Raw genomic sequence first — 12907 nt, 5'->3', positions numbered from 1 at the left:
TGAAGCGTTGTTAGGGAACGTAATCACTAACGTTTCGTGCAACAATCCAGTAGCGTATTTTGGCGCTGCTGACGTCGTATGAAAATAATTCCTTTGATACCTGATTCCCCATCACTAAAGCATTAGCTCAATTGAACAGACAGTTTCTATCTATGAGACGCACGTCAACTTTGTTGTGTCTCTATTTTTTACGAAAAAAATATGTTCAGAATTTCCTAAGAATGCGACAAATACGGATAGGGAGGAGGAACTATGATAAAATGATAGGTGATAAATGACGTTTTACGTATAAAAGTGATGTTGGGAGAGTAACGAATATGAATATTGGTATAGATAAACTGCATTTCTTCACACCACATGTCTATGTGGACATGGAAGAACTGGCTGAAGCTAGAGATGTTGATCCGGCGAAGTTTACAATTGGTTTAGGTCAAACCCAGCAAGCAGTGGCACCCTTAACCCAAGATCCAGTTTCAATGGCAGCTAACGCAGCTTGGCCAATTTTAACAGCGGAAGATAAAGAAGCGATTGATTTCATTATTGTGGGGTCAGAATCAGGTGTCGATCAATCAAAAGCAATGGCAGTCCACGTGCACCAGCTTTTGGGGATTAACCCATTTGCCCGTGCTATTGAAATGAAAGAGGCATGTTATGCAGCAACTGTAGGACTTCAAACTGCGGTATCCCATATTGCCCGTCATCCAGAGTCAAAAGTCTTGGTGATTGCAACTGACATAGCTAGATACGGCTTGAATACTTCAGGAGAATCAACACAGGGTGCAGGTGCAGTAGCTATGCTAATCAGTAAAGACCCTCGTGTGGCTGTGATCAATGACGATGCTGTTTCTTACACTGGAGACATTTACGATTTTTGGCGTCCAAATTATTCTACATATGCCCAAGTAGATGGTAAATTCTCTAATGAACAATACCTCTTTTACTTAGAGACAGTGTGGACTGAATATAAAAAACGGACCAATAAAACTTTAGCTGATTTTAAGGCTTTAGCCTTCCATTTACCCTATTCAAAAATGGGCTTAAAGGGCTTGCGTCAATTATTGCCGGAGGTGGATGAAGCTAAACAAGCAGCCTTAACAGACCAATTTGAAGCCAGCCGCATTTACAATAAACGGGTTGGAAATATCTATACAGGTTCTTTATATTTAAGTTTGATATCCTTATTAGACAAAAGTCAAAATCTTGAAGCTGGGGACACTATTGGATTGTATTCTTATGGGTCAGGTGCAGTTGGTGAATTCCTCTCCATTTCTTTAGTAGATGGCTTCAAAGATATGCTCGCAGTAGAAAGACATGTAGCAATGTTAGACAATCGTGTACAATTATCCGTTGCCGATTATGAATTGATTTTCCAGGAAGAACTACCGACTGATGGAAGTCAATTAGTGCTAGCTGACGATGAAGAACAATTCCAATTAGCTGGTGTTGAAGATCATAAGCGACTATATAAATAAAGAAAATCGTTACCTACAAGAAGTAAACTTCACTTCAAGTGGGTAACGATTTTTTTAGGCATTTCGTAATTTTTCTAATAATTCTTTAGCGGTCGCCAAGTTTTTGTGATCAGCTTTTTCTAATGCTGATAGTAATTGGTTGATTTCATGATCATCTTGTGCACCTGCTTGAATGGCTAGGGACTTGGCTTGTAGTTCCATATGTCCAGCTTGAATACCTTCAGATACAAGTGCTCGAATTGCTGCAAAGTTTTGGGCTAACCCAAGTGATACAGCAATTTCCATCAATGTTTTAGCGTCTGCTTGACCTAGTATGGACTTAGTCACTTGAACAGTTGGATGGATACCAATAGACCCGCCAACAGCACCTAAAGCTAAAGGTAGGGTGAGTTCACCAGTTAGCACTTCACGGTCAACGTCGTATGACCAGGTAGCCAATCCACGGTATTGACCGTCTCTGGCCGCATATGCATGCACACCAGCCTCAACTGCCCGCCAGTCATTACCTGTAGCTAATACAAAAGCATCTACACCGTTCATAATGCCCTTGTTGTGAGTAGTTGCCCGGTATACATCCACTTGAGCTAACTGACTAGCTAATGCTATTTTTTTAGCAACTTCACTTCCTAAAACTTCCCCCTTATCCAGTAGGTGGGCTGGAATCTCACAAGTCGCCGTTGCCGTAGCTTCCACTGCATAATTCGATAGAATAGCCATCAACCCATCTAGACCAGGAATAAAATCCACATGATGTAAGATATAAGCCTTCAAAGCCTCCAACATGGTATTCATCATATTCGCACCCATCGCTTCTTTGGTATCAATGGTTAGATATATAACGAAAAAAGGGGCATTACTATCGGTTGCTGGATAGTAATGAGAATGGATTGTTCGCGCACCGCCACCACGTCCAACGATAGAAGGATAGGCAGCGTTGGCAACAGCTAGTAAGTCATCTGCAACTTCATTCACCCAGTTTTCAAGACCTAGGGCTTGGGTATCATTTTCAACCCCCGTAAAAGCAATTTGTCCAGTCATCAGACGCTGGTTAACCTGTGCCATAAATCCACCAGCTTGCTGAATCATTTTCCCACCATTTGATGCAGCTGCAATTACAGATGGTTCCTCAGTAACCATTGGAATTTGGACCTCTCGATTGTTGATTAGGAAGTTGAGTCCTAGACCATAAGGGAGCCGGTAGGTAGAAAGGGCATTTTCAACCATATTATCGGCGATTTCAACACTTAAGCCCTGACCATTCTTTAAAAATTCTCCTTGGTCACCGGTAATTTTTTCCTGGTCTACTAAAATATCAATACGTTCTTGCCGAGACTTTTTATAATACGCTTGGAATTGGTTTTGAGACATATTTACTCCTTCTTCAATAAATAAACGGACCAGTATACCTAGCCCGTTTAGTTTAAGAATTATAAATTATTGCGCTTTCTGTAGGTATATGTTATCGTTCATCACCTGGCCGTCGACGATTAACACAAAGACTTGTCTGAAATCATCGAAGTCAATACGGTTGTCATGGCCTAAAAATTTTAAGGCATTCTTTCTCACGTGAATTTGGCCAATATGGGTCTCTAAGACGTCATCATAAGCAGAAAAATCTGTTTCATTCGTCCGTATAACCAGGTCAATTTCTTGTTCATCAGAAATATGTAAATACTGTGTATCATTTAAACAAATATGTTCAAATTGTGATAATGATTGTAATTTATTGATCGCTTTATTTGAAAAAAATAGCTTCAAATTTCATCCCCCCATAGGCCTCAAAATAAAAGAATGCAAAAATATGTTCATAAAAATATATCATATTGATAATATTAATACAATAGTGTGGTTTCGATGCACCAGCGCTCAATTCTATTATACAATAAGACTAAGTGATTATAAAATGTTTGGGTTAACTCTTGCTAAAGATGCAAGAGTAGCATATACTGAAAGAAATAATATACTTGTATGCACTAGGGGAGCTTTTGCTGAGATGTTTAAAAACAGACCCTCATAACTTGATCCGGTTTATACTGGCGTAAGGAAGTGTTCAATAGCCATTTGTTGGTGAATGATTTAATGCGTTAAATCGTTGAATACATTGAGAGGTCGTGTTTGTCACAATTGTGATAGATGCGATTTTTTATTTACTTTGATAATATTTCAAAATAGCTTGCACTGTGCCTACAAAAGAATGGAGAAGAAGAAATGAGATCAGTTAAGTTGAATGAAAATATCGAGGCCGCTATTGCAGCAGTAATTGCTTTTATAGTATCGATGATACCGATAGAAATCGGCCCAAGTTTTGGGGTTCAAATTTCACTAGCCATTATTTATATTGTGGCGTTTAGAAGAGGGATTCGTGTTGGTTTATTGTCAGGATTCTTGTTAGGACTGATTAAATTTATTTCTGGATTTGCCAGTATTTTAACCCCAGTACAAGGTATTATAGAATATATATTTGCCTTTGCCTTAGCTGGATTAGCGGGTATTTTTGCCCTACAAATTCAACAAGCAGCAAAGAATAATCATGAAAAAAATCTTTTCCTATATGTTGGATTGGCTACTTTCATCGCCATATTTGCAGAATACTTTGTTCATTTTCTAGCCGGTGTAGCCTTTTGGGGCCAATACGCACCAGAAGGCATGAGTCCATGGGTGTACTCAGCTATTATGAACGGCATGTCGGGACTTGCGACATGGGGCGCGTGCTATGCCATCTCTTACCTACTAATCAAAACTAATAAGAAAATTATCCTAGTTGAAAAATAAATATCCACTAGCAAAACAGGGCAGTGATCTAGCAATCACGCCCCTTTTTTGATGCATGTAGTGATTTGGTAAAGTATATGTCGAAGTTTTTCTAATTTTAAAGAAAACAAAAAAACCAGAGTGAATTAAATCACTCCGGTTTTTATTTGATGAAAGAAATTGAAAAATCTTAATTTTCAGTATCTTCGACAATTTCGCCTTCTTTTTCATCGATTACTTCTGGTTCAGCAACCTCTGCATCTGGGTCAACTTCTTCTGGCTCTTCAACCGGCGCAGAAATAGATACAACAACCTCTTCAGCATCTGTTACTAATTCGATGTCGCTAGCAAGTTTTAAGTCACCAGCAGTTACTGAGTCACCAATAGCTAAGCCTGTAACGTCAACTTCAACTGAGTCTGGCGCGGTTGCTGGGTCAGCAACAACATCAATTTCAAGTGTTGTAGTAGAAGCTACACCTTCTTGATCTGCTAAAGCATCTTCGTTAACAATAACGATAGATAATGGCATTTCAAGTTTTTGACCTTTTTTAATCGCTTGTAAAGAAATGTTGTAGATAGTTGGTTTCAACGCTGATTGTGAAATTTCACGTACGTAAACTGTATGTGTTTTACCATCTAACTCTAAATCAAATACTGAGTTAAGACCTAATTCACGACGAATTTGTTCTACATCAGAAACTGATAATGTGATGTTAATTGGATCTAAGTCACTTGCGTATACAACGCCTGGAACTAAATCTTCTTTACGTAATTGTTTAGCTGCTGAAGTACCAGAGCCATCACGTTTTTGAGCTGTAAATTTCATTCGAATACCTCCTGAGTATATACGTTTGTATTTACGTTTCCTACAATTAAAAAATTTAGGAACACACTTAATGTTAACATATATGAGTAATAAAATCTATTTTAAGCTATAAACATGCAATAATTCGTATGAATTTTCTAATAGAAAATTATGAGAAAAATTAGTCCTTACTGCCATAAATGTACCTTCTATGGTAGAATAAAGCAAATATAAAGAGTGACTGACATAGATAAAAATGATCAACAAGGTAATAGGAGTCGCTTAGGAGGATTAAGATGCAATTTAAAAGTACACGTAACCAGAACAATGTTGTCACTGCTTCACAAGCCATTGTTCAAGGATTAGCAACTGATGGCGGGCTATACGTTCCAACAGAATGGCCTAGTATTGACCTTGATTGGTCTGAATTAAAAGAGATGACCTACCAAGAATTGGCTTATTTTGTTATGTCTATCTTTTTTGATGACTTTTCAGAAGCAGATTTAAAAGCATGTATCGATGGGGCATACGATGAAAAATTTGATACGGATGTGATTGCACCGTTAGCAAAAGTTGGCGATGACTACTATTTAGAATTATTCCACGGTCCAACGATTGCCTTTAAAGACCTAGCGCTACAAATCTTACCGCATTTAATGAAAAAATCAGCTGAGATGAATGCTAATGACAACGAGATTGCCATTTTGACAGCTACTTCTGGCGACACTGGTAAGGCAGCAATGGCTGGATTCGCAGATGTACCAGGTACAAAAATCATTGTCTTCTACCCGCAAGGTGGGGTTTCGACTATTCAAGAAAAACAAATGGTAACCCAAAAAGGGGACAACACCTTCGTGGTGGCGATTGAAGGGAACTTTGATGATGCACAAACAGAAGTGAAACGCTTATTTAACGATGAAGCTTTACGCGCTAATTTAGCGGCAGAAAACATTCAATTCTCATCAGCCAACTCAATGAATATCGGGCGCTTAATTCCACAAGTCGTGTACTACTTCTACGCATATGCTCAATTAGTGAAACATGAAGAAATTGAAGCAGGCAGTCCGGTCAACTTTGTGGTCCCAACAGGAAACTTCGGGGACATCTTAGCTGGTTACTATGCACAAAAATTAGGTCTACCAGTTGGTAAATTGGTTTGTGCTTCTAATGATAACACTGTCTTATACGACTTCTTTAATACAGGTGTTTATGACAAAAATCGTGAGTTCAAGTTAACGATTTCACCGTCTATGGATATCTTGGTTTCAAGCAATTTCGAACGGATGTTATTCCACGCCTTAGGAGATGACGTAGCCCAATTATCAGCCTTGATGAATGACTTAGATGAAAAAGGGCGGTACGAATTCCCAGCTGACGTGAGCGAGAAATTTGCATCCTTCCTTGGCGAGTTCGCGGACGAGGACCAAACTAAAGCTGAAATTGACCGCGTATACAAAGCATACGACTATTTAATGGATCCGCATACTGGGGTAGCATCAGCGAGTCTACAAAAATTGAAGGCCAAAGATGCCCTAAGTGGACCAAGCGTTGTTGTGTCAACAGCTAGCCCATACAAGTTCCCACAAGCTGTTTTGAATGCGATTGGACAAGATGTTGAAAATGCGACTGACGATGAATTGGTAGCCAACATTCAATCTGCAGGAAACCTCGATTATCCAAATGCCATCAAAGAAATCCAAACTGCTGAAGTACGCCACAACCGTGTATCTACTGTAGCGGATATGAAGGCAACAGTTGTGGATATTTTAACTGGAGAATAAGTCAATTGGAAAGCGGAGGAGACCATGCTTAAAGGATTAAATTTAACAGTTGTTGTCACAGGTGGCATCGCGGCATATAAAATCCCAGATTTTGTCCGTACCCTCATTAAAGCAGGGGCTAATGTGCGTGTGGCCTTGACACCGTCTGCTAAGCAATTTGTCACACCATTTACCTTTGAAGTCCTAACCAAATATCCACCATTAGTTGAAGGGGGCAATGGCCCCGATACTGTGGCCCATATCGCTTTAGCCGATTGGACTGACTACGCTATCGTTATGCCAGCAACCGCCAATACCATGGCAAAATTTGCTAATGGCATTGCGGATAACGAAGCATTGTCCATGATGTTGGCCTTGAAATCGCCACTCTTATTCGTGCCAGCGATGAACGAGAAAATGTGGGCCAACCAGGCTACTCAGCGTAACGTCGAACAGCTCCGTTTAGACGGCCATATTGTGGTTGAACCAGATACCGGATTCTTGGCAGAAGGCTATGAGGGTAAAGGCCGGATGCCAGCCCCTGGAGCCGTATTCCAAGCCTTATTAGCCTATATTGCCATCGATAAGCAGGCTAAAAATCTTGATTTAACCGGCCGTAAACTACTGATCTCAGCCGGCGGGACTACTGAGAGATTAGACCCCGTCCGTTTCTTGACCAACCGTTCTTCTGGCAAAATGGGTTTGGCTATCGCCAATGCCGCCGCCCTTGCTGGCGGACAAGTGACCCTAGTCCGCACTGACCATGCTAAAAATCTGCCTGTTCTACCTGGCATAGAAGTGGTCACTGTGGCATCTGCACAAGATTTGTATGACACCATGCACGAACATGTCCAAGACAAAGATATTGTCATTATGTCTGCCGCTGTTTCTGACTACCGGTCTGCCCATCCAGCTGATCAAAAAATGAAAAAAAACCAACTATCTAATCAGGATGGGTTGACCATTCAATTGGCCGAAAATCCTGATATTTTAGCTAGTCTGCCTAAAGAAGGGCATTATACCGTTGGTTTTGCTGCTGAAACACAAAATGTCATTGAATATGGGCGCGATAAGTTGGTTAGAAAAGGCGTCGACATGATTGTAGCAAATGACGTTTCAGACCAAACAATCGGCTTCAATACAGATGACAATCAAGTGACTTTGATCACTAAGGATAGTGAGCATCCTTTAGAAAAACAAAGTAAAATCGGTGTAGCAGTTGAACTGTTAGCCTGTATACAAGACGAAATCAAATAACGCAAAAAAATGATGCCGGAATCGAAATCCGACATCATTTTTCATATATAGGTAAATAATTAATCTTAAATTACTCGTCGCCTAACAAGTGGGTATGCTCGTCAAGGGCGAATGGTGTTTCTTCACTGATGTGGTCGTAGAACATGATGCCATTTAAATGGTCAATTTCATGTTGCAATACGATGGCTGGGTAGCCAGAGAAACGTTTCTTATATTCGTTACCGTCAATATCGTTATAAGTAACTGTAATGCGGGCGTGACGAGGGACATAACCTGGTACGTCGCGATCAACAGATAAACAACCTTCACCTTCACGAAGACAAACACCTTCAACAGAATGGCTGACAACGCGTGGATTTAAGAATACACCGTTTAATAATGGCTCGGCATTTTCTGGATCCACCAAGTCGGGCACTAATAGGGCAGTCATTTGAATAGATACATCTAGTTGTGGCGCAGCAATCCCAACACCACCACGTAAACCATATTTTTCAGCTAATTCTTCATCTTGGCTATTGCGTAAAAATTCCATCATATCATCAGCTAACTGACGAATTTCATCAGAAACTGGGAAAGTAATTTTTTCAGCTTTCTTTCGTAAGGTAGGATGTCCTTCGCGAATAATGTCTTCCATAGTAATCATCTGAACAACTCCTTTTCTTCTATCATAACTAATATATTTTCTCATAAAAAGACTTTGAATGCAAAAATACGATACTAAGTTAATAAATTCACTATATGAAACAGAAGTTCAAATATTACTAGTACAGTTTAAGAAACACTTATAAAACAATCTATTTCTATTTAATCGAAAATGGCTTGGTTGTGGTAAAAGATTAAATTTGCTATAAAATTAACAATGGAAGGGTTTTCTTTTGATAGTTTCTGTATTATAATAGATTTTGTTGCAAAAATTGCGAAAAGATTGAAAAGGTTCACATGATTTGATAAAGTAAATCAGTAAGGTAAATAAAATGACACAGATGAACGATAATATGTGAAATTTTTATAAAAGAGAGGAATGTGTTACAAATGGCTAAATTACCAGTGGATTATGAAGCGCAGCTAGATGCTATCAGTGCTCAATTTCAAATGGTTCAAATTTTAGATGAAGATGGAAATGTTGTTAACCCTGACATCATGCCTGATTTATCAGATGAAGAATTAGTTGAGTTAATGAAACGTATGGTTTTCTCACGTACACTTCATGAACGCTCAATGGCATTGGCAAAACAAGGTCGTTTAGGTTTCTACGCGCCTACTTTAGGTCAAGAAGCTTCTCAAATGGCAAGTTCTTATGCATTTACAAAAGATGACTGGTTGTTCCCAGGATATCGTGATATCCCTCAATTAATCGCTCACGGTTTAAAAATCTCTCAAGCTTTCTTATGGTCTCGTGGACATGTTGAAGGTAACAACTACCCAGCTGATTTAAATGCAATGCCACCACAAATTATCATTGGTGCACAATACATCCAAGCGATGGGGTCTGCTCGTGCACAAAAATTAAATGGTGACAAAGCTGTAACATTTACATATACAGGTGACGGTGGTTCATCTCAAGGTGATGTATACGAAGGTATGAACTATGCTTCTCGTTATAAGGCACCAGTCGTATTCTTTATTCAAAACAACGGTTTTGCGATTTCAACACCTCGTTACAAACAAACAGCTGCTGAAACTTTAGCACAAAAAGCTGTATCTGTAGGTATCCCAGGTATTCAAGTAGACGGTAACGATGCTTTAGCAGTTTATGCTGTATCTAAACAAGCACGTGAATGGGCATTAGCTGGTAACGGTCCTGTTTTAATTGAAACAGTTACAAACCGTTTAGGCGCTCATTCTACTTCAGGTGATGATCCTAAGATCTACCGTACGCAAGAAGACATGGACAGCTGGACTAAACGTGAACCGTTAATCCGTATGCGTGCATTCTTAGAAGGAAAAGGCCTATGGTCTGAAGAAATCGAAAATGAATATGTAGAACAAGTTCGTGAAGAAATCAAAGAAGCTGCGAAAGAAGCTGACATGGCACCTAAACAAACAGTTACTCAATTCTTAGAAAACATGTTCGAAGCGCCTGGACAAAATATTCAAGAACAAATTGAAGCATATTCAGCAAAGGAGGCTAAATAATTATGGCTAACTTAACAATGATCGAAGCAATCACTGAAGCGCTAGACCAAGAAATGGCTCGTGATGAAAAAGTATATATTTTTGGTGAAGACGTTGGTAAAAACGGTGGGGTTTTCCGTGCTACTAAAGGTTTATTCGATAAATATGGTGAAGAACGTTTAAGCGATACACCATTATCTGAATCAGCTATCGGTGGTATGGCGATTGGTATGGCACTACATGGATTCCGTCCAGTAATGGAAATCCAATTCTTCGGTTTCGTATTTGAAGTATTTGACTCAATTGCTGGTCAAATGAACCGTACACGTTTCCGTATGGGCCAAACACGTAACTTACCTATCACTATCCGTTCACCATTTGGTGGTGGTGTGCATACACCAGAAATGCATGCGGACTCATTTGAAGGTCTAATGGCACAGACACCTGGCTTGAAAGTTGTTATTCCATCAAACCCACGCGATGCAAAAGGTTTATTAACAGCTGCTATTCGTGATAACGACCCAGTATTATTCTTAGAACATATGAAACTTTACCGTTCATTCCGTGAAGAAGTTCCTGAAGAACAATACGAGTTAGAAATTGGTAAAGCTAACCTAGTTCAAGAAGGTTCTGATGTAACAATCATTGCTTATGGCTACATGGTTCGTGAAGCAATCAAAGCGGCTGAAGAATTAGGTAAAAATGGCGTTTCTGCTGAAATCGTTGACTTACGTACAATTTCTCCAATAGATATGGAAACAATTACAAAATCAGTTGAAAAAACTGGTCGCGTAGTAATCGTACAAGAAGCACAACGTCAAGCAGGTGTTGCCGATAAAGTGGCTTCAGAAATTTCTCAACGTAGCATTTTATCTCTAGAAGAACCTATTAAAGTTGTAGCTGCGCCTGATACAGTTTTCCCATTTGGTATGGCTGAAAATGCTTGGTTGCCAAATGCAACTGATATTGTTGCGGCTGCTAACGAAATTACAGGTAAATAGTAATTAGGGGCGTGACACTGATGTCACAGCCCCCTTTATTACTTGTTAAAATATAAACTTTAAGCTCAAATTAGAAGGGATGAATAACAAATATGGCCTTTGTATTTAATTTACCAGATGTCGGCGAAGGTATGGCGGAAGGCGAAATCGTTTCATGGCTAGTAGCTGTAGGCGACCAAGTCAACGAAGAAGATCCAATCGTTGAAATCCAAAACGATAAATCAGTAGAAGAAATTTACTCACCAGTTTCAGGTAAGGTAACTGAATTACATTACAGTGAAGGTGATGTTGCCATTGTTGGTACACCATTAATCACTTTTGAAGGTGAAGGATTAGAAGACAACGCAGCTGCATCAGCACCTGCAGAAGAAGCTGCAGCACCTGCACCAGCAGCGGAAGCACCAGTTGCACCTGCAACAGGTGGCGGCGTATACCAATTCACTTTACCAGACGTTGGTGAAGGTATGGCTGAAGGTGAAATCGTTTCTTGGTTGGTTGCTGAAGGCGACGAAGTAAATGAAGAAGATTCATTAGTTGAAATCCAAAACGATAAATCAGTTGAAGAAGTAGCTTCTCCTGTAACAGGTAAGATCGTTCGTATCTTAGTGGAAGCTGGAACAGTTGCTAACGTTGGTGATGTATTAGCTGAAATTGATGCACCTGGTCATAGCTCAGAAGCATCAGCACCAGTCTCTACTCCAGAATCACCTGCACAAGAAACTAAAGCGGCAGATCCAGCAGCTGGCGTATCTACAAACGCATCAGCTGGTAACGTACCAGTTGCTTCAGATCCTAACAAACGCGTATTAGCAATGCCTTCTGTACGTCAATTTGCTCGTGAGCAAGGTGTTGACATTACAGCTGTTGCTGGTACTGGTAAAAATGGTCGCGTCTTACGTGAAGATGTTGCCAACTTTAACGGCGCAGCAACTGTTGCACCTGAAGTATCTGCTACTGAAACTGCACCAGCAGCAACGAAAACAGAAGCACCAGCAGCTAAACCTGCTAAGAAAGCTAACGCAGTTGCTGACAACTCAGACCGCGTAGAACGTATCAAGATGACACCAATGCGTAAAGCAATCGCTAAAGCAATGGATACTGCTAACCATACAGCACCATCTGTTACATTGTTCAAAGACGTTGAAGTTTCTAAATTATGGGATCACCGTAAGAAGTTTAAGAACATTGCGGCTGAACGTGGTACTAAATTGACATTCTTACCATACGCAGTTAAAGCTTTAATTGCTGCAGTTAAGAAATACCCTCAATTAAACGCCTCAGTTGATGATGCAAGCCAAGAGTTTGTACATAAACATTACTATAATATTGGTATCGCAACAGATACAGATGCTGGTTTATACGTACCAAACATCAAGAATGCAGACACTCGTTCAATGTTTGATATCGCTGATATCATCAACGAAAATGCTGCTAAAGCACACGCTGGCGAACTTAAAGGTCCAGAGATGGCTGACGGTACAGTTTCTATTTCTAACATCGGTTCTGTTGGTGGAGAATTCTTTACACCAATCTTAAACTACCCAGAAACAGCGATCTTAGGTTTCGGTGCAATCAAATCTGAACCAGTAGTTAACGCTGATGGTGAAGTTGTTGCTGGTCGCGTATTGAAATTATCATTAACATTTGACCACCGTATCGTTGATGGTGCTACTGGTCAACAAGCGCTTAATGAAATCGCTCGTTTAATGGCTGACCCTGAATTATTATTAATGGAAGGATGATTTT

The 12907-nt window shown here is 39.9% G+C and carries 11 protein-coding genes and 1 riboswitch; of the genes, 7 read left to right on the top strand and 4 right to left on the bottom strand.

What is annotated here, in order from left to right:
• Positions 1 to 317 precede the first annotated feature (317 nt).
• Positions 318 to 1472 (top strand): hydroxymethylglutaryl-CoA synthase, encoded by a 1155-nt coding sequence (locus B2V22_RS07805; RefSeq protein WP_290491693.1) that lies wholly within the window; start codon positions 318 to 320, stop codon positions 1470 to 1472.
• A gap of 54 nt (positions 1473 to 1526) precedes the next feature.
• On the opposite strand, the gene B2V22_RS07800 is transcribed toward B2V22_RS07805, so the two are convergent.
• Together B2V22_RS07800 and B2V22_RS07795 are read right to left on the bottom strand one after the other, a co-directional pair.
• Positions 1527 to 2840, bottom strand: a complete 1314-nt coding sequence (locus tag B2V22_RS07800; protein ID WP_290491691.1) for a hydroxymethylglutaryl-CoA reductase, degradative — start codon at positions 2838 to 2840, stop codon at positions 1527 to 1529.
• A gap of 66 nt (positions 2841 to 2906) precedes the next feature.
• Positions 2907 to 3230 carry an iron-sulfur cluster biosynthesis family protein gene (locus B2V22_RS07795; RefSeq protein ID WP_290491690.1) on the bottom strand — a complete coding sequence of 108 codons (324 nt, stop codon included), beginning with the start codon at positions 3228 to 3230 and terminating at the stop codon, positions 2907 to 2909.
• 207 nt (positions 3231 to 3437) lie between these two features.
• Positions 3438 to 3534, top strand: a riboswitch (TPP riboswitch).
• Positions 3535 to 3680: 146 nt separating this feature from the next.
• On the opposite strand from B2V22_RS07795, the gene thiT reads away from it, so the two are divergent.
• Positions 3681 to 4244 (top strand): energy-coupled thiamine transporter ThiT, encoded by a 564-nt coding sequence (thiT, locus tag B2V22_RS07790; protein WP_290491688.1) that lies wholly within the window; start codon positions 3681 to 3683, stop codon positions 4242 to 4244.
• Positions 4245 to 4413: 169 nt separating this feature from the next.
• On the opposite strand, the gene B2V22_RS07785 is transcribed toward thiT, so the two are convergent.
• On the bottom strand, positions 4414 to 5049 hold the full coding sequence (locus B2V22_RS07785; RefSeq protein WP_290491686.1) for a 50S ribosomal protein L25: 636 nt from the start codon (positions 5047 to 5049) through the stop codon (positions 4414 to 4416).
• Between the two features lie 269 nt (positions 5050 to 5318).
• Here B2V22_RS07785 and thrC point away from each other — a divergent pair, with 269 nt between their 5' ends.
• Entirely contained in the window at positions 5319 to 6809 is a 1491-nt protein-coding gene (gene thrC / locus B2V22_RS07780) for a threonine synthase (RefSeq protein ID WP_290491933.1), read from the top strand.
• Positions 6810 to 6833: 24 nt separating this feature from the next.
• Positions 6834 to 8045: a bifunctional phosphopantothenoylcysteine decarboxylase/phosphopantothenate--cysteine ligase CoaBC gene (coaBC, locus tag B2V22_RS07775; protein WP_290491684.1), complete on the top strand. Its 1212-nt coding sequence runs from the start codon at positions 6834 to 6836 to the stop codon at positions 8043 to 8045.
• Positions 8046 to 8115: 70 nt separating this feature from the next.
• Here coaBC and def read toward each other — a convergent pair whose 3' ends face one another.
• Complete coding sequence (def, locus tag B2V22_RS07770) at positions 8116 to 8688, bottom strand: peptide deformylase (RefSeq protein ID WP_290491682.1); 573 nt, start codon at positions 8686 to 8688, stop codon at positions 8116 to 8118.
• A 389-nt stretch (positions 8689 to 9077) separates the two neighbouring features.
• On the opposite strand from def, the gene pdhA reads away from it, so the two are divergent.
• The 3 genes from pdhA (at position 9078) to B2V22_RS07755 (ending at position 12903) form a co-directional block, all read left to right on the top strand.
• On the top strand, positions 9078 to 10181 hold the full coding sequence (pdhA, locus tag B2V22_RS07765) for a pyruvate dehydrogenase (acetyl-transferring) E1 component subunit alpha (RefSeq protein WP_271735609.1): 1104 nt from the start codon (positions 9078 to 9080) through the stop codon (positions 10179 to 10181).
• Positions 10182 to 10183: 2 nt separating this feature from the next.
• Positions 10184 to 11161: an alpha-ketoacid dehydrogenase subunit beta gene (locus tag B2V22_RS07760; protein WP_290491679.1), complete on the top strand. Its 978-nt coding sequence runs from the start codon at positions 10184 to 10186 to the stop codon at positions 11159 to 11161.
• Between the two features lie 92 nt (positions 11162 to 11253).
• The gene (locus tag B2V22_RS07755) at positions 11254 to 12903 is read left to right on the top strand and encodes a 2-oxo acid dehydrogenase subunit E2 (protein WP_290491677.1); all 1650 of its coding nucleotides are present in this window, start codon (positions 11254 to 11256) and stop codon (positions 12901 to 12903) included.
• Positions 12904 to 12907 lie beyond the last annotated feature (4 nt).

It is taken from the genome of Aerococcus sp. UBA6277 (assembly GCF_002440555.1).
Lineage (GTDB): Bacteria > Bacillota > Bacilli > Lactobacillales > Aerococcaceae > Aerococcus.
Note: the sequence above shows the minus strand (reverse complement) of the source record. Positions and strands in the feature narration are given on the sequence as shown.